At 38.9% G+C, this 19016-nt stretch carries 18 protein-coding genes; 4 read left to right on the top strand and 14 right to left on the bottom strand.

Translation table 11 applies throughout. The features are described from left to right. Window positions 1-281: 281 nt before the first annotated feature. A complete protein-coding gene (gene cysZ, locus CXF76_RS15710) occupies window positions 282-992 on the top strand; it encodes a sulfate transporter CysZ (RefSeq protein WP_198551861.1) in 711 nt (236 codons plus the stop codon). A gap of 74 nt (window positions 993-1066) precedes the next feature. On the opposite strand, the gene CXF76_RS15705 is transcribed toward cysZ, so the two are convergent. The 14 genes from CXF76_RS15705 to hemA all read right to left on the bottom strand — a co-directional run bounded on the left by CXF76_RS15705 (window position 1067) and on the right by hemA (window position 16369). Beyond that, a complete protein-coding gene (locus CXF76_RS15705) occupies window positions 1067-1588 on the bottom strand; it encodes a hypothetical protein (RefSeq protein ID WP_101164105.1) in 522 nt (173 codons plus the stop codon). A gap of 1 nt (window position 1589) precedes the next feature. Beyond that, entirely contained in the window at window positions 1590-4898 is a 3309-nt protein-coding gene (locus CXF76_RS15700) for a PKD domain-containing protein (protein WP_101164104.1), read from the bottom strand. Between the two features lie 16 nt (window positions 4899-4914). Beyond that, window positions 4915-6000 (bottom strand): 23S rRNA (cytidine(2498)-2'-O)-methyltransferase RlmM, encoded by a 1086-nt coding sequence (rlmM, locus tag CXF76_RS15695; RefSeq protein ID WP_007583974.1) that lies wholly within the window; start codon window positions 5998-6000, stop codon window positions 4915-4917. Window positions 6001-6017: 17 nt separating this feature from the next. After that, entirely contained in the window at window positions 6018-6386 is a 369-nt protein-coding gene (locus tag CXF76_RS15690; RefSeq protein ID WP_024591610.1) for a DUF423 domain-containing protein, read from the bottom strand. 19 nt (window positions 6387-6405) lie between these two features. Beyond that, entirely contained in the window at window positions 6406-7041 is a 636-nt protein-coding gene (locus tag CXF76_RS15685) for an alpha/beta family hydrolase (protein WP_024591611.1), read from the bottom strand. Between the two features lie 2 nt (window positions 7042-7043). After that, complete coding sequence (locus CXF76_RS15680; protein WP_002958561.1) at window positions 7044-7946, bottom strand: transcriptional regulator GcvA; 903 nt, start codon at window positions 7944-7946, stop codon at window positions 7044-7046. 121 nt (window positions 7947-8067) lie between these two features. Further along, a complete protein-coding gene (gene kdsA, locus CXF76_RS15675; protein WP_007583968.1) occupies window positions 8068-8922 on the bottom strand; it encodes a 3-deoxy-8-phosphooctulonate synthase in 855 nt (284 codons plus the stop codon). 9 nt (window positions 8923-8931) lie between these two features. Then, complete coding sequence (locus tag CXF76_RS15670; RefSeq protein ID WP_024591612.1) at window positions 8932-10185, bottom strand: DUF819 family protein; 1254 nt, start codon at window positions 10183-10185, stop codon at window positions 8932-8934. A 14-nt stretch (window positions 10186-10199) separates the two neighbouring features. Next, window positions 10200-11027, bottom strand: a complete 828-nt coding sequence (locus CXF76_RS15665; RefSeq protein ID WP_024607702.1) for a tetratricopeptide repeat protein — start codon at window positions 11025-11027, stop codon at window positions 10200-10202. A gap of 147 nt (window positions 11028-11174) precedes the next feature. Then, window positions 11175-11549 (bottom strand): SirB2 family protein, encoded by a 375-nt coding sequence (locus tag CXF76_RS15660; RefSeq protein ID WP_007583965.1) that lies wholly within the window; start codon window positions 11547-11549, stop codon window positions 11175-11177. Between the two features lie 29 nt (window positions 11550-11578). Next, window positions 11579-13123, bottom strand: a complete 1545-nt coding sequence (locus CXF76_RS15655; protein WP_007583964.1) for a response regulator — start codon at window positions 13121-13123, stop codon at window positions 11579-11581. A gap of 54 nt (window positions 13124-13177) precedes the next feature. Then, complete coding sequence (gene prmC / locus CXF76_RS15650) at window positions 13178-14017, bottom strand: peptide chain release factor N(5)-glutamine methyltransferase (RefSeq protein ID WP_010554719.1); 840 nt, start codon at window positions 14015-14017, stop codon at window positions 13178-13180. 2 nt (window positions 14018-14019) lie between these two features. Beyond that, the gene (prfA, locus tag CXF76_RS15645) at window positions 14020-15105 is read right to left on the bottom strand and encodes a peptide chain release factor 1 (RefSeq protein WP_007583962.1); all 1086 of its coding nucleotides are present in this window, start codon (window positions 15103-15105) and stop codon (window positions 14020-14022) included. 7 nt (window positions 15106-15112) lie between these two features. Continuing rightward, a complete protein-coding gene (gene hemA, locus CXF76_RS15640; protein WP_010554718.1) occupies window positions 15113-16369 on the bottom strand; it encodes a glutamyl-tRNA reductase in 1257 nt (418 codons plus the stop codon). An 83-nt stretch (window positions 16370-16452) separates the two neighbouring features. Between hemA and lolB the strand changes: the two genes are divergently transcribed. From lolB to CXF76_RS15625, 3 genes are all read left to right on the top strand, one after another. Next, the gene (lolB, locus tag CXF76_RS15635; protein ID WP_101164113.1) at window positions 16453-17040 is read left to right on the top strand and encodes a lipoprotein insertase outer membrane protein LolB; all 588 of its coding nucleotides are present in this window, start codon (window positions 16453-16455) and stop codon (window positions 17038-17040) included. A gap of 2 nt (window positions 17041-17042) precedes the next feature. Further along, window positions 17043-17900 (top strand): 4-(cytidine 5'-diphospho)-2-C-methyl-D-erythritol kinase, encoded by an 858-nt coding sequence (gene ispE / locus CXF76_RS15630; protein ID WP_101164103.1) that lies wholly within the window; start codon window positions 17043-17045, stop codon window positions 17898-17900. A gap of 88 nt (window positions 17901-17988) precedes the next feature. Next, window positions 17989-18936: a ribose-phosphate pyrophosphokinase gene (locus CXF76_RS15625; protein WP_007583957.1), complete on the top strand. Its 948-nt coding sequence runs from the start codon at window positions 17989-17991 to the stop codon at window positions 18934-18936. Window positions 18937-19016 lie beyond the last annotated feature (80 nt).

Genomic DNA, 19016 nt, shown 5'->3' with positions numbered 1-19016 from the left:
TACAACAAAAAGCCTCTGGTAGATGCTTTTTTTCTACGTAGTAAAGTTCAGTATAGTCATGATTAGTAAGTTCATTCTTTTATTAATAAAAAAACTAACCGGGTCTACATTGATTAATCATAATTGCATATTACTAAACACCTGTAGTTACTATATAACCAAAACCGCAACATTAAAGCTAACACTTTGTTACTTAAAATTACTGTTCAAAATTATTAAGCTATTTATACTATAACTAATGGTAAATATTTTTTGAGGTTACAGTGCAGATCACACAAGGTATGGAATATTTTTTTTCGGGATTTAAATTAATTAGCCAAAAAGGGTTAAAGCGCTTTGTACTTATCCCGCTTTTAATTAATGTTCTGCTATTTGGTAGTTCGTTGTTTTTCTTATTTGGATGGCTAAGTGATAGCTTTAGCTACATCAGTAACATGCTACCAGAATGGTTAAGCTGGCTTGAATGGCTAATGTGGCCAATTGCTGTATTAGTCGTATTATTTAGCTACAGTATGCTATTTACTATAATCACTAATTTTATTGCAGCCCCATTCAATGCTTTATTAAGCGAAAAAGTTGAGCTTTATTTAACGGGTCAAAAAATTAACGATGATGGTTTTTCCGAATTAGTTAAAGATGTACCTAGAATGCTTGCCCGTGAGTGGACAAAGCTGTGCTATTACCTTCCTCGCGCTATTGGTTTTTTCATACTACTTTGGGTTTTACCTGTCATTGGCCAAATACTATGGGTTTTGTTTACCTGTTGGATGTACGCAGTACAATACGAAGACTATGCGTTCGATAACCATAAAATTGGCTTTAAACAGATGAAAGACGATTTAAAATCTAAGCAAGGTTTATCATACGGGTTTGGTTTTGCTGTTATGTTATTAACGGCTATACCATTTATAAACTTAATCGTTATGCCCGTTGCAGTGTGTGGTGCAACACGTTTGTGGGTCGATAATTATCGACCAAAATACCGTAGTTAATTAAGAGGTAGCTGACTTTTCAATATTCAAAGGTCACCCGTACCCGAGATTAAAAAAGCACCTAAGGTGCTTTTTTAATCTATTTTTAAAGCAATAAACTCAATCGATGCACGCCTTGGTAATGCGACACCTTGTTTATCTACTTCTTCAAATTTTTTAATCAAAATACTAAAGCGCTGATTGTTAAAATTAACGGCTGTAACTTCACCAATTTTTATACTGTAGTTTTGCTGCTGATCAAACAGCTTTAGTGTTCGCCCTTTTATACGCTCTACGAATAAGTAAGGTGTTTGGTCTGGCATCTTTAAACGGATAACATTGATTTTACTTAACTCATGTACCGCCACCCAATTTTGACTCTGCATTAACGTATTATAACTACTAATGCCTTCAGGCTGATAAACAACATCTTGGCTTATAACGCATGTCTTACAGCCCTTTACTGATTCAACTCGCCAGTCAACAGCTGTATTTTTGTAATATAAATTGTCGTTTTTTAGTAACCATTCACGTGCATTGTTAGTATCGCTACACGCTATTAGTAAGCTTAAAAAACTACTACAAACAATAAACTTAATACTTAACCCTAGTTTCATATTAATGCTCTTTAATTGCTTTTAACTCAGCAATAATTGCACTACTTGGCTGCGCTTCTTTTATATAACTGGGCAGCGTTTCAATATTAGTAGGTGAGCTTTGTAAATTATACACCTTACTATTATTAGTATTTGGCACGCCAAATCGATTACCTGCACTTTGCATATAAAACTGCAAATTAAGCATGCTCCACTCATCTACATCACTAAGTATTGATATTGTATTATCTTGGTTAGTATCAAAGCTGGTTAAGCTTTCGGTGTTAATTGCATTACAGTTAAAATCAACAGGTAGTGAGCCATTTCGATTTACCCCCTGTGCTTCAAGTATTGTGCTCTCATTTAAATCTGCTGAACTACCACTTGAATAATCAATAATAAAATCATCTGTAGAGCCTAAATGACTATTAGTATTTGGTGTAATATCGCAGCTAGCATTGCCGGGATAAAAACGCTCATAATAACGATCGCCTTCGTTATTACCTATTGTTGATAAACCCGCTAATTGATATAAATAATTCATAGAGCTTAAATGATTAGGCTTAAAGTTAACCTCTTCATCGCCACCATGGTATAAGCCTAAGTTATGGCCTAGCTCATGAAAGATAGTTGATGCTTGATAATTATAAGTTACATTGGTTGCTATTTGCGTATCGAGCGTTAAGCCCCAGCCGCCCATAGTTACCATTAAATCATTACCGCTGATCTCAGCAATACCCGACCCACTAATACTGCCATCTTCATTTCCACTACTTGCCATTAATAAGTAATGAAAAATGGGTCTGCGGGTTATATCGGTATATTCCATTTTATAAGCAAACAAATTAGGGCTACTTAAATCGTACTCAAACGGAGTATAACTATTAAAAGGGACAACATTTCCGCCACCTAAATCAAAGTTTTGCGGCGCAATATCGCTATTTTGATCAAATAAGTCACCTACATCAAAATGAACGGTATAGCCTTTACTTGCAAATACACTAACAATTTTTTCAAGTGCTGTTCGATGAGGCGTTATTCCAACATCACTACTATCCATATAATCTATTTCAATAAATATATCTTTTTGTGAAGTACGCGCTCCCCATTCATATAAAGGCAGCCCACCAAATGTTGCCCCCTCTACCTCTGCGCAATCTGGAATACCGTCTTCATCATCATCTATTGAGCAAGATATATCGTTAGGCCCTGCCGGAGTATTGAATACTGAGTAGTTCCAGTCTGTATTTTGGTTAGTATCGGTTGCGCCGAGCGTACGCTTTAAGCTGGCGCCCTGCTCTGGCAGTATTTGTGCAGCATTTTCGCCTTGCCACTGCGAGGCAGTTACAGGCTCTTGGGTTGAATTTCCAAACTTAACAAAGTCGATAGTTTGTGTACCCGCACTATTAAGTAATTCTGCAAAACCATTTATGTACCAATAAGGCCTAATTTGATCATTCGCACCACCAACAAGCACAAGCTTAGTGTTATTTAATGACGCACTTGCTAAAAAATCATCGCCAAAGCGGCTTTGTAAAATAATATAGGCGCCATTTAAAAGCTCTTTATTAGGCAACGTAAATATTTGCTCATCACTCAACGTACTATCAGACATATTAATACTGCGAGCTTTAAGAGAGTAGTCTTGTAAATTTACTGTCGCACCGGTGCCGTTATAAAGTTCAATCCAAGGTAAGTCATTACTAAATTGCACAGATGAAAGCTCTGTTATTTTTATATCTTGGCTAGAAGTTGTAAATGAGGTGGCAGTTTGCGCCAAAATAGTTGTGCTATCAAAATTAGCTAAATCAGCTGTAACACGAACAATATATTGAGTGTCTTCATCAAAGCTTGCGCTTAAATTTACAGTATGAAAATAAGTACTTGTGTCGCTGGTAGTACCCGACAAACTTTCAATAGTTAAGGCCAAGCAAGTAGTAAAATTATCTGCTGACACTTGTACGCTTCCAGTACAAGTACCACTACTAGAGTTAACGGCTAAAGTACTCACGAGCATAATATCTGAAAATGTAATGCTAACAGGGCTATCTACAAATACTGGTTCATTACTATTTTGGGGCGTTACATTACTAATTGTAGCGGGCGTTGAATCAACAACGGTAACACTCAGTACAAATTCAGTTGTGTCTTTTGTATCAGTCGCCGTTAACGTATAGCTTTGTGGAGTGATACTGTTTGCAGGAGGTGTGTAACTAAAACGTAAGGCTTGAGCGTCAATAACACTGATTTGCGCACCATTTAAATCATCACCAAAGTCAATCTGTACGCTATCGTTATCAGCGTCGCTAACCACTAAACTAAATTCTGTGGCTTGGTTATATTGCACTTTTATATTTACATCATCGGCAGCCGGTGGATTATTTGGGGCTAATATTACAACTATTTTCTGGGCGCTATTTGTAGCGTTATCGTCATCGGTAACAGTTACTACAAACGTTACATTGGTATTTTGCGCAACAGTGGGCGCATTAAAGCTAATACTTGTTTCTGTTTGGGTAAATTCAACTACAGGGCCACTTGTTTGCTGCCAGGTTATGTTATTAATACTACCATCGCTGTCTTGTGCATCTGCAACTAGGGTTACACTGTCATCTTTTTCAGCTTCTTCTGGGCCTGTAACAATGACTGTTGGCGTGCTATTTACTTGATTAATTAAAACCGTTTTACTCGCTTGAGCGCTTTTACCGGCATTGTCAGTTACGGTTACGCTAAAGCCTAGCGTTGTATTTTCAGATACATTGGGGGCAGTAAAACTAAGTACACCATCTGACTGGCTAAAATCAACATTATCTCCCGCAGACTGAATCCAACTAATAGTGCTTATGGTTCCATCTGTATCTTGAGCGTTAGCAACTAAGCTTACTTGTGTGTTAGCAAGTGCACTACTTGGGCCTGTAATATTAACTGTAGGTGCATTATTTTGAGAAGTGATAGTGCCTGAAAATACTTGTTGTGCAGTAGCACCTGAATTATCAGTAACAGTAACTGAAAAACTAAAGGTCGTGTCAGTGGTTACACTCGGTGCAGTAGCTGTAAGCGTATTGCCATTAACAATAAATGTAAATTCAGGACCACTAAGTTGTTGCCATTGATAATTGGCTATTTGCCCGTCACTATCACTTGCAAGCGCAGTAATAGTAAACGATTGGTTAGAGACAATAAAGTTACTACTAACAGAGAGCGTAACACTGGGCGCAGCGTTACCAGAGGGCGTAGTTGAATCACTACCTTCTCCGCCGCCGCCACAACCTGTGATTAAAAGTGATAAAAAAAGTAAACTTAGCCATTTATTAATATTGTTTTTTACCACTTTTAGCCTCTACATATTAACTATACAAATTTTGTGGCACCTTAGTAACGTTTAAATGAACGGTTATTTCCTCACGATCATGATAGAGATGTTTAGCTTGTAACTCGTAATTAATGCTATGTTTCTCAAGCTCTTTTCTTATCATCGAAAGACATTCATAAACACTATCAAAGCGTTTTTTCATAGGTAGTTTTAAGTTAAATATAAACTCTTTTGCGTATGCATTTACTGCCCAGTCAATCATTAGCGTAGTCACTTTGGTTGGTTTTTCCACCATATCGCACACTAACCAAGTAATATTTCTTTTTTCTGGGCGATATTTAAAACCATCTGCTCTAAAATGTTTAACTTGCCCCGTTTGCATTAAATCGTCATTCATTGGGCCGTTATCAATCGCACTTACAAACATACCACGGCGTACAAGCTGATAAGTCCAACCACCCGGGCATGCACCTAAATCAACACTGCGCATACCTGCTGCCACGCGTGATTCACGTTGTTGCTCAGGAATAAATACATTAAACGCTTCGTCGAGTTTTAACGTTGAACGACTCGGTGCATCGCTTGGCATACGAAGGCGTAAAATACCCATGAAAAATGGAGAATTATTAAAGCTATACGAGTAACCAACATAAGCCGTATTGTTTGTTAAAAACATGACATGCATTACTGGGCGGTTTGCTTTTGGCTCACGCAGTACTGTATTTTGTTTTTCGAGGGCTTTTTTAAGCGGCGTTGATATTTTTTTACAGAACGTTAAAAGCTCTTTGCCTTCATTTGTATCTGGCGTTTCTACGCGCAGTTCTGAGCACAATGTAAAATCTTTAGCAGCTTCAACTACTGCACTTACACGGTCCTCTACTGGCATGTTTTCAAGTAATGTACCGGCAAACCATTGGCGTGCAAACACCATATTTTTAAAATCGACTTTTTTGATTATTTCGTCGCTGTGATGCGCTTCAAAACATTCGTAAACAACATAACCTGTATTTGGCTTTGCTTTTACATACCCTGCAAAACCCTGCTCTGCAGCATGAAACGTTATTTCAGCAGCGGCATCGCTTTCAAAACCACTACGACAATAAATCACAACACTAGACATATTAACCCTTAAACTCTTTAAAACTTAAATCGTGCGACTTGCACTAAAATAACAATCCAACCAATAATAAAGCACAATCCACCAAGCGGTGTTATCGGCCCTAGCCACTTCATATCTGTTAGAGCGAGTAAATATAAACTGCCACTAAAAAGTAGTGTGCCCGTTATAAAAAAACCACCAGCCCAACTCAGGTTTATGCCCCATTTGATTAAAATAGCCACCGCAATAAGTGCAAGGCCATGCACCATTTGATACTCAGCAGCTGTTTTAAAAACCCCTAATGAATACTCCGATAAACGGCTTTTTAAACCATGGGCAGCAAATGCACCTAACATAACCGAGAGCATACAAAAAATACTGCCGGTCATTAAAAATAATTTAATCATCTAATCCCCTAATCGAGTCTTAACACATCTCTACTTGTTGCTTAATAAATTCAACGGCACTTAACGCTGCTGTTTCTCTATTTTGCAGTTCAGTTACGCCACTTTTTTTACGTGGTTTTAATGAATGATCGCCATCAGTCAGCCATGTGAGTAAAGGCTGTTTTGGCATTTCCATAGTAAGCAGTTCTTCACGTGTACCAAATGTATCTCGCTCGCCCTGTAATACTAAAAAAGGGCAAACAATATCAGCAAAATGATCGGTGCGTAACTTTTCTGGCTTACCCGGCGGATGAAATGGATAACCAAATGCAATAACACCCGAAAGTCTTTGCTCTGTGCTGCACGCAAGCATTGATGCCATGCGTCCGCCCATCGATTTACCGCCTATAAATAACGGTAAATCTGGCTGCGCCTGCCCAAGCACTTGCTCATAATGAGTAAGTAGCTTTGGCGCTCGCTCTGGAGGCCTACGTTTATTAGTTTGTTTAGCAATTTGCATATATTCAAAATCAAATAAACCAACATCAACACCTTGCTCGCTTATTAATTTTGCCATATGTTGCATAAAGTCAGAATCGCTACCAGCACCTGCACCATGCGCAAATATAAACTGTGCAATTGCAGGTTGTGCGGTGTTTTTAAACCATTCAATCATTATTAATACTCATGTTCTTGCTCATGCTCTACTAAGCTCAGCATCCACTCTTTAAACGAAACTATTTTACCAAGCTCTGTTTGCGATTCGCGAAGCACTAAGTAATATGCATTTTTACTTTCTAGACTGTGATTAAACGGAATAACCAAACGCCCTGCATCTATGTCGGGTTTAGCTAATACACTATTACCAATTGCCACACCTTGCCCATGTACTGCAGCTTGTAACACCATTGATGAGTGACTAAATATAGGCCCTTGATTTACCTGAATGTTACGCACGCCTGCAGTTTTCATCCACGTTTTCCAGTTTTTACGTGTGGTGTCATGCAATAAGGTGTGATGCGCTAAATCACTAGGTTGATCAAGCGGCTTTAATCCGCTTAATAACATAGGACTACAAAGTGGTACTAAATACTCGGTATGAAGTTTGTACGCTTGTACGCCATTCCAATGACCTCTTCCATAGTAAATAGCAATATCTACGTCATCAGTCAGTGAGTTTTCATCTTGATCTTGTGCTTTTATTCGCACGTCTATCTCTGGGTGTAACTCATTAAACAAACTCAAACGAGGCACTAACCACTGAATAGCAAAACTTGGTGTTAGACTAACTGTTAATGAGCCCTTAGCACCACGGGCTAATAGCTTTTCAGTTGCATCAATAAGCTGAGTAAAAATCTCTTTTATATCTAAAAAATAGCCTTGGCCTTCTTCAGTTAATAATAATGAGCGGTTTTTACGTAAAAACAACTTTAAACCTAAATGCTCTTCAAGTGTTTTTATTTGATGACTTACTGCCGCCTGCGTTACATAGAGCTCTTCTGCAGCCTTAGTAAAACTTAAATGACGCGCAGCCGCTTCAAAGGCTTTTAATGCGTTTAATGGAGGTACCCGTCTTGACATAATAACCAAGCTTAGAATTAGTTTTTCTTATGCGTGAGATTATATACATCATATAAGTTTGTGTATATTAAAGGCATAAAAAAAGCGACCTGAGTCGCTTTTTAATAAACATCATGCTTAATTATAAATCGCTTGCACTTGTATCAAGTGGGGCAAAGCTTTTAATTAAATCATCAACCGCTTTCATTTGCGTTAAGTATCCTTCTAACTTACTAAGCGCTAGCGCACATGGGCCATCACATTTAGCTTCGTTAGGGTTTGGATGCGCCTCAATAAATAAACCTGCAATACCTAGCGCCATACCGCTGCGTGCAAGCTCTGCTGCTTGTGCACGACGACCATCAGCAGAATCAGCTCGGCCACCAGGGCGCTGAAGAGCATGTGTTGCATCAAAAATAACAGGCGCCATTGCTTTCATGTCATCCATACCCAGCATATCAACCACTAGGTTGTTGTAACCAAAGCTAGAGCCACGCTCACAAAGTGCGATGTTATTATTACCCGCTTCATTAAATTTAGTAATGATATGGCGCATTTCATGCGGCGCTAAAAACTGTGGTTTTTTCACGTTAATAATTGCACCTGTTTTAGCCATCGCCACAACTAAATCTGTTTGACGTGCTAAAAAGGCTGGTAACTGAATTACATCAACAACTTCAGCAACAGGTGCTGCTTGATGCGGTTCGTGTACATCGGTAATAAGCGGTATGTTGAAAGTCTTTTTAATCTCTTCAAATATTTTTAAACCTTCTTCCATACCCGGACCACGGTACGAATTGATTGAAGAACGGTTAGCCTTATCAAATGACGCTTTAAATACATAAGGAATATTGAGTTTCGTCGTAACTTCTACGTAATGCTCTGCAACACGCATAGCTAAATCGCGAGATTCTAATACGTTAATACCACCGAACAATACAAACGGTTTGTTGTTTGCTAGTTCAATTTCATTGATTTTAATAATTTGGTCTTTCATTTAAATTCCTTACGGTGCAACTGCTTGCATCATTAATCCACAAATATAAGCCATATAAGTACCCACACCATAGCCCAGTACAGCTAACAGAACACCAACAGGCGCTAATGACGGATGAAACGCTGATGCTACAACAGGTGCAGACGCTGCACCGCCCACATTAGCCTGCGAGCCCACAGCCATATAAAATAACGGTGCTTTAATTAGTTTAGCTACTACTAACATTATGCTTGCATGCACTAGCATCCAAATTGCGCCAACTAAAAATAACCCAGGGTTATTAAAAATAGCGGTTACATTCATGTGCAAACCAATTGATGCGACTAAAATATATAAAAAGCTAGAGGCTACCTTTGAAGCGCCAAACGCTTCTATTTGTCTAACTTTAGTAAACGATAAGCCTATGCCAATCGTTGTTGATATAACAATTAGCCAAAAGAATTTACTGTTTAAGCTGTATTCTTTTGCCCACTCATAAGTAGTGCCAAAGTACGGACCTAAAAAGTCAGCACAAAAATGCGCTAAACCGGTTATACCAAATGCAATTGCAAGCAGCGTCATGTAATCGTTAAGAGTAGGAATACGCGCGTGTTCAGCATGATAGGCTTCAACACGTTTTTTTAAATCTTCAATTGCGCTTGTATCAGCACCCGTAGCAGCATCAATTTTTTTATGATTTGCTGCCATTAACAATAAAACAGCCATCCAAATATTCGCGACTATTACATCTACTGTAATCATTACAGAAAATATATCACCACCAACTTCAAACATCTCTTTCATTGATGCCTGGTTAGCACCACCGCCAATCCAGCTACCCGCAACGGTTGTCATACCGCGCCATACTGCATCGGGCCCATGACCACCAACAATACTTGGATCAAATGCACTCACTACTAAAATAGCTAATGGCCCACCAATAACAATGCCCAATGTACCCACTAAAAACATAATGAGCGCTTTAGGGCCTAAGTTAATAATAGCTTTTAAATCAATACTAATGGTAAGTAGTATTAAACAAGCAGGCAGTAAGTAGCGCGAAGCCACATAATAAACATTAGATTTATTACCATCTACAATACCAAAGGTATTTAATAACGAAGGTAAAAAGTAACACAGTAGTAAAGCAGGTACGTATTTATAAAATCGTTTTAAAGCTGGACGCTCACTGTTTGAGGTTTTAAAAATAACCCCCAAAATAACAGCAAGCAAACCAAGCACAACGGCATCATTTGTAATTAATGCGCTTTGAGTTTCAACCATAATTATTCCTATTCTTAATGGTGCGTTTTATTATTATCTTCTAGTTCTTCTATTTGGTGTTGAATAATCTCTATTGCAGGATCGTCCGGACACTCATCGACAAAAAACTGTAAATCATCACGTGCCATTTTAGGGCAACCGAGCTGATTTAATAAGTAACCTCTGTCGCGTCTCTCATACGGGTCGTCGCCTATTAGCTCCATTAGCATCTCTACACAGGTCAAAGCATGACCAAATTTGTTTTCGCTAATGAAAGACCATTTTTGCTGAGCTAAAAATAGCTTATATACTTCGTCATCAAAAATTAACTCTAAAGGCTCTTGTTCTTGCCCATCATCTTCATCTGCGTTTTCAGGGATGATATACCAGCTTTGTTGCCCGCTGCTTGGCTCAATTATATAGCCCTCTTCATCACTTATCGCCACATGAACACCAACATCACCCAGCGTAAGACTAAGATTTGCATCAAAGTTAGCGTGTTGTAAAAAGTGACAAAGTATAATTGCAAGCGTTGTTGGTGAGCCACTACGCATAGAAAGCGTATAGCTTAATGTATTTAATTTGTATTCTGGCACTTTTAAGCCTGAGGCACTAAATAGCCAATCGCTGTAAAACATATCTAATAATTTTTCGAAGCGATCGTGCTCATCACTCACTTTTAAACACAGCGCTGAAATTTGCTGTTCAAAGTCAGTTAAAGTTTCATAACATGGTGTTAAATCTATCTGAGGGTCCCATTTTGACTCTGCTTTAATACAGCGGTAAATCGCTGGAGGTGTAAATTCATCGTAAGCATCATCAAGATAAGATTCATCGTGTTCGTCAAACCCGAGGGTAGTCATTAATACTGCAACATTTTAGAAAACGAAGGCGTAGTTTACCTAACTTTAAAGCTATATACCAATATAGAGATGTTTTTGAATATTTTCTGAGAGGGAGTCGTATTTGAGCTTTATAAAACAACTATAAAGCTCAAATAGTCAGGTATTTTAAAGCAAAAAAGCTGATTTAGACGTCGCTAAATAACCTATCGCTAAAATAACAGCAGTGTTAACTAAAACGTAAGCAACTTTAGCCGTCATTTTAGTTTGTCTGGCGCTTTTAGCCCCAATACCAATATATATAACCACTAAAACTATTTTTTCTAATAGCCAATATTGTTCAAACGGGTTAATTTTAGCCATAAATATAAGCGTAAGTGCAGACACTAATAACAAAGTATCTATACTATGACTACCAATCATTACCGCTTTATTTTTTGCTAATTTACCACTGCCCATTCGCGAAAATGCGCGAACATAAAATAAAATCACACTCAACATCGCAATTGCCATGTGTGAATGCTTTACTGCTAAATAATCCATATGCCCCTGTACTTCTGTTTTATAAAAATTTAATCAGGAAAACGGTTAAGAACCGCTTCTAACTCATCAAGCTTCTCGTTAAATACTTCAACCAATTTTGGTTCAAAGTGTGTGCCTTTTTGAGCGTTAATTTCATCAACTACGTTTTGCAGTGTCCAAGGTTCTTTATAGCATCGTTTATGGCGAAGTGCATCGTATACATCAGCAAGTGCAACTATGCGACCAAATACATTAATTGCGTTTCCGCTTAAACCTTGTGGGTAACCAGAGCCATCCCATTTTTCATGATGCTCTTTTGCAATAATTGCACCTGCACTAACAATCTCATGCGGCGAGTCTTTTAAAATAGTATAGCCTTTATCAGTATGGGTTTTCATCACTTCCCATTCTTGGGCGTCTAACTTTGCTGGTTTATTTAATACCGCATCAGGAATGCCCACTTTGCCTACATCATGAAGAGGCGACGCCAACCTTACTAAATCAGCATCATGCTTAGATAAGCCATACCCTTGTGCCAATATATGACAAATATGTGCTACACGCTTAACATGATTACCCGTTTCTGTTGAGCGTTGCTCTACCGCTTCACTTAACCTGTAAACAAGCTCTTGTTGCGTTGCTTCTATTTCAGACTGAAGTTGTACATTTTCAAACGCAAGTTGCACATTTTGAGAAAAAATCTTAATTAAATGGCGCTGAGTATCCGTTAAATCCTTTGGAATACCTGATATAAATAGCATCGAATTATGATTGTACTCACTGCTACAATACGCAAATAAGTAGTTATCTTTATAAATAATGCTTTTTTCATTAAGCGCCTGATGACATGCACTTAACTGTTCAGCTTGTAATACCTCATCGAGCTCTTTACCTTCACTTTTTTCAAAGTCACCGGTACCCGAGCAAACAATTAATTTTTTATTATTTTGTGCTTCAGGATTTTGCGCAACTAAAGTAGTTGCATACATAGCTTGATCAGCAATACCGAGTAAAGAAGTTAACTGCTGCATAACGCCTTCAATAAAGTGCTCTATTGAATGCGCTGAAAAAATATCACGGGACGCTATAATTATTTTCTCAAGCCCTTCGCGTGACTGCTCAATCGAAATAATATCCCGATACGAGCGCAGGCTCGACATAATAACAGTAAATAACTTTTGAGCCGTTAGCTCTGTTTTAGATTTGTAATCGTTAATATCATAATTAATAATTACTTGTCGTTCAGGTGCTTGACCAGGTTGACCCGTTCTTAAAATAATTCGAATATGATTATTTTTAGCTTCTTCACGAATAAACTTAGCAACTTGCAAACCGGCATCATCGGTCTCCATTACTACATCAAGTAGTACAATGGCTGCATCTGGATGCTCTTTCACAAGCTCTTTTGCTTCAGCACCTGAGTACGCACTAATAAATTCTAAGCGTTTATTTTGAAACTCAAAATCACTCAACGCTAGTTTTGTAACAGCATGAACTTCAGGTTCATCATCAACGATTAATACTTTCCAGGTACCGAGTTCAATCTCATTGATTGCTTCTTCTGGCTCATCTGAAAATAAAAAATCACCCATCATAGTCGAAATTCCTTCATGGCATTATTTAACGCACTAGCAGGCAATTATTATTCTTTAGGGCCACTGTGCAAACGTTACACGGTCATTATCACCAAAGTCTTTCACTGTTTTAATATTCACAAATGCCATTTTTTTGAAAAAATGACGAACAGCTTCACCTTGCTCAAAACCGTGTTCTATTAAAAGATAGCCACTAGATAACAAATAGTCACGTGATTGTGTAATTATTTGTTTAATATCAGACATTCCACAATCATCAGCCACTAATGCCGACAAAGGCTCAAAGCGCACATCGCCCTGATTTAAATGTATATCACTGCTTTCAATATAAGGTGGGTTAGTGACAATTAGGTTGAATTTCTCACCATGTAACTCGCTAAACCAGTTGCTTTGCTTAACGTGAACGTTATTAATAGCCAATCGCTGCTGGTTACGTGTAGCCAGTGCAACTGCATCGCTTACTCTATCTACTGCAATAATTTGCCAATTAGGCATTTCACTACCCAATGCCAGCGCTATTGCACCAGTACCCGTGCCTAAATCAAGCACTTTAGCTGTAGCAGGTACAGCCACTTCAAGCGCTTGTTCTACTAACGTTTCGGTATCTGGTCGAGGTATTAAAGTTGTTGCGTTAACTTCAAGCGATAAGCTCCAAAATTCACGTTGCCCCGTAATATGTGCAACAGGTTCACCGTTTAAACGTCTTTGGCAAAATGTATTAAATTGCTGTTGTTGTTCAGCATTAAGCGCATGCTCTGGCCAAGTAAAAAGGTAACTGTGAGGTTTTTGAAGAATATGTAGAAGTAAAACTTGTGCGTCTAATTTAGCACTTTCGCTGCTAGGTGCTAATAAATTAGCGCCTGCAGCGATAGCTTGTTCAAGAGTTTGGCTCACGATTACTCGTCGCCCATAGCCGCTAATAAGTCAGCTTGATGTTCTTGCATTAATGGGTCAATAACGCAGCTTAAATCACCCGCTACCACTTCATTCAAACGATAAAGTGTTAAGTTAATACGGTGATCGGTAATACGACCTTGTGGGTAGTTATAAGTACGGATACGTTCAGAACGATCGCCACTACCTACTAAGTCACGACGTTCAGATGCTTCTGCCGCATGGCGTTTTTCATCTTCAGCCTGTTGCAAGCGTGCTGCAAGTACCGACATCGCTTTAGCACGGTTTTTATGCTGTGAACGCTGATCCTGACACTCAACCACAACACCGGTAGGTATATGTGTAAGTCGAATAGCAGAATCTGTTTTATTAACGTGCTGACCACCTGCCCCTGATGCACGAAATGTATCAACTTTTAAATCTGCGGTATTAATTTGTATCGCTTCGGCCTCTGGTACTTCCGCCATTACCGCAACAGTACACGCAGAGGTATGAACTCGCCCTTGTGACTCAGTTTCTGGCACACGTTGTACGCGGTGTACACCTGATTCAAACTTTAATTGACCGTAAACGCCTTCGCCACTAATATTTGCAATAACTTCTTTGTAGCCACCGTGCTCACCTTCATTGGTGCTCACAACTTCTACTTTCCATTTTTTAGTTTCTGCATAGCGGCTGTACATACGGAATAAGTCGCCAGCAAAAATAGCCGCTTCATCACCGCCTGTTCCAGCGCGTACTTCAACAAACACGTTATTGTTATCTCGCGGATCTTTTGGCAACATTAATACTTGAATTTGATCTTCAATTACCAAAATTTGTGCTTTAGCTTCTTTATATTCTTCTTGCGCCATTTCACGCATTTCAGGGTCAGAATCTTTAAGCATTTCTTCTGCACTGGCTAAATCATCTTGCGTTTCTTTGTAAGTTAAAAACGTTTTTACAATCTCTTCAAGCTCAGAGTATTCTTTTGAAAGCCCACGAAAACGATTTTGATCACTAATGACCGACGGGTCGCTTAGTAGCGCTTGTACTTCTTCGTAACGCTCTACTAAGGTTTCTAATTTATTATAAACAGACTCTTTCATTTAACGGTTATTCCTGATCAATACCTAACATTTTTTTCAACTGGTTTAGCTGCGCCACTTCACCTTTTTTCGCTGCGTCTTGTATTGCACGGGTAGGCGCGTGCATTAAGCGATTGGTTAATTTATTGGCGAGCTCTAATATAATTTTTTCTGCATCTTTACCTGTATTTAGCTGACTAACAGCACGCTCTACAAGTTCTGACTTAATTGTTTGTACATCATTTCGATAATGGCGGATTAAATCTACCGAATCGAGTGAGCGCATCCACATTGCAAATTCTTTGGTGCGTTCAGTAATAATTATTTGCGCTTGCTGTGCAGCTTGCTCACGCGCTGCCATATTCTCGCTTACAATGGTTTGTAAGTCATCAACGGAATATAAATAGGCAGCATCTAGCTCACCTACTTGGCTTTCTATATCGCGCGGAACCGCAATATCTATAAATAGCATAGGCTTGTGACGGCGCTGCTTAAGCGCTTGCTCAACCACCCCTTTACCAATAATAGGTAAAGTACTGGCGGTAGAACTAATGACTATATCGGCTTCATGTAAACGTTCTGGTAACTGTGCAAGTGCGATAACATCTGCCGACACTTCATCAGCAAGGCTGCGAGCACGTTCAATTGTTCTATTAGCTACCGTTATTTTTTTAGGCTCATTTTGATATAAATGTTTAGCAACCAGTTCAATGGTTTCACCAGCACCAATTAATAGCACATTGGTTTGATCAAGCTTGCCATAAATATGTTTTGCTAAGTTAACAGCCGCAAATGCAACCGACACGGCACTTGCGCCTATATTTGTTTCAGTACGAACTTGTTTTGCTACCGAAAAGGTTTTTTGAAACAACCTATCAAAAGTAACCCCTATTGCATCGTGGGTTTTAGCACTAAAAAACGATTGCTTTATTTGCCCTAAAATTTGCGGCTCGCCTAATACCAAAGAATCCAACCCACACGCTACGCGCATTAAGTGGTTAATGGCGTCATTACCTTCATGGCAGTATATATTGCTGCTCAGTTCATGTTCATCCAAACCATGGAAACTGGCAAGCCAAGTTAACAGTGTTTGGGAATTTTGCTGAGCGAGGCTACAATAGATCTCGGTTCGATTACAGGTAGACACAATAACCGCTTCATTAAAGTCGGCATGGCCACTTAATTGTTGCAACGCCTCTGAAATTTGCTCAGGCGAAAAAGCCACTTTTTCACGTAATTCTACGGATGCGGTTTTGTGATTTATACCTAGTGCTATTATGGTCATATTTGCCAAATATTGCTGAGCCCTACTTCAAAGGCGGTAATTTTACCAAAAATCAGCGGAATATGGAAAGTAAGGAACAACATTTGATTCGACAATATTTGATTTTATTCATGTTTTTTTTATTATTAGGTGGCTGTGCCCATCAAATTGATACAAAAACAACACTTTATGATGATTGGAAGCCACGTTTAGCTGCTCAAAAAACTTGGCAGGTCGAGGGTAAACTCGCGTTTATAAGCCCAGAAGAGCGTCAATCTGCAAACTTAAATTGGCAGCAAACAACAAATTCCAATAATTTAATACTGACTACTTTTATTGGTACTCGTATTTTGTCGCTTAAACAAACAGCAAATGGTGCTGAATTAGAGTTTGACGGCGATGAGTACTTTGATACTAATGCTGCAGAGCTTTTAAAGCGTTTAACGGGTTTTACACTCCCTGTTGATAACGCCGATAACTGGCTTAAGGGCACCATTGACGATCAAAGTTTAGTCGTTGATGAACTAGGCCGCGCAAAGCAAGTATTATGGTTTGATAATACAGGCAAGAAATGGCAAATAGATTACGGCACTTACGTACAAAACGCAGGTTACTGGTTACCAACTAAACTGACGTTAAAGCATCAACAAATAAAAATAAAAATTCAACTCTACGATTGGCAGTTTAAATAAGTATGAATAACAAAACCTCTTTTTCACTTATTGCTCCGGCAAAACTCAATTTATTTTTACATATTAATGCTCGCCGAGAAGATGGCTATCATGAACTAGAAACCTTATTTACTTTTTTAAATTTGGGTGATGAGTTGCATTTTGAGCTAACAACAGACGGTGGTATTTCTGTCGGTGGTGATACTAAAGACATACCCCTAAATGATAATCTCATCTATAAAGCGGCTTTATTATTACAAACACACTGTAAAACCTCTTTGGGTGTAAAAATAAATTTAATTAAACGCTTACCGATGGGCGGAGGTGTTGGAGGTGGTTCATCCGACGCCGCAAGTACTTTATTAGCCCTAAATAAATTATGGAAATTAGAACTAAATTTAGAAATTCTAGCCCAATTAGGACTTAAATTAGGGGCTGATGTTCCGGTGTTCATACAAGGGCAAAGCGCCATAGCGCATGGTATTGGTGAGAAATTACACCAGGTAAAACTTGAACAAAAATGGTACTGCGTTGTACACCCAAACCAACATGTAAGTACCGCAAAAATATTTACACATCCAGATTTAAAACGCGACACACCAAAAATAATAGGCGATTGGAAACACCATACTTTAACCAACGATTGTGAGCCTTTAGTTAAAAAGCTTTGCCCCGAGGTTGAAAAAACCCTCCAGTGGTTGCTAAAATACGCACCGTCGAAGATGACCGGAACAGGTTCATGTTGTTTTGTCGAATTTGCTAGTCAAGTTCAAGCACAAGATGTACTTGAAAATCTCCCCCATACTTGGCAGGGTTTTGTGGCTTCAAGCGCAAATGTCTCACCTGCTCATACGGAGTTAACCGCCATATTCGATCAATGAAGTAACGTACAAGTAATCATAAGTTAACTCGCAGTGGTATTTATCATTGCCCGTTAGTCCAAATATTCAGTGCCTGAGGAACCCTACCGTGCCTGACATGAAGCTCTTCGCTGGTAACGCAACACCTGAGTTAGCTCAAAAAGTTGCAAAACGTTTATATATTGAATTAGGCGATGCTGTTGTTGGCCGTTTTAGCGACGGTGAGATCAGTGTTCAAATAAATGAAAATGTTCGTGGCTCGGACGTTTTTATCTTGCAATCAACCTGTGCCCCTACAAACGATAACCTAATGGAACTTATCGTTATGGTTGATGCTCTACGTCGTGCATCTGCAGGTCGTATTACTGCCGTCATTCCTTATTTTGGTTATGCGCGCCAAGACCGTCGTGTACGTTCTGCTCGTGTTCCAATTACCGCTAAAGTTGTTGCCGATTTCTTATCAAGCGTTGGTGTTGACCGTGTTCTTACGGTTGATTTACACGCTGAACAAATCCAAGGCTTCTTTGATGTACCAGTAGACAACGTATTTGGCAGCCCTGTATTACTTGAAGATATGAAAGAACGCGACTTTGAAGACGTCGTTGTTGTATCTCCAGATATTGGTGGTGTTGTACGCGCACGTGCAATTGCAAAACTACTAAACGATACCGATTTAGCAATCATTGATAAACGTCGCCCTCAAGCAAACGTTTCTCAAGTAATGCACATTATTGGTGACGTTGAAGGTCGTGATTGTATTATCGTAGATGATATGATTGATACCGGTGGTACGTTATGTAAAGCCGCAGAAGCACTTAAAGAACATGGCGCTAAACGCGTATTTGCATACGCAACGCACCCTATTCTTTCAGGTAAAGCAGCAGAAAACTTACGTGACTCGATGATTGACGAAGTAATTGTAACTGACTCAATTCCGCTATCTGACGAGCTTAAAGCCCTTGATAAAATTAAGGTACTTACGCTTGCTGACATGTTAGCAGAGACTATTCGTCGTATTAGTAACGAAGAATCTATCTCAGCGATGTTTGAACACTAAAATTAAACATTCCTGAGTATAAAAGCGCCTTTTGGCGCTTTTTTTGTAAGCGATGTTTATTTTGTCTGGGCGTGGTGGTA

This window comes from Pseudoalteromonas sp. 78C3 (assembly GCF_002836695.1).
GTDB lineage: Bacteria > Pseudomonadota > Gammaproteobacteria > Enterobacterales > Alteromonadaceae > Pseudoalteromonas > Pseudoalteromonas arctica.
The sequence above is the reverse complement of the archived record's forward strand: the minus strand, read 5'-3'. Positions and strand labels throughout refer to the sequence as shown.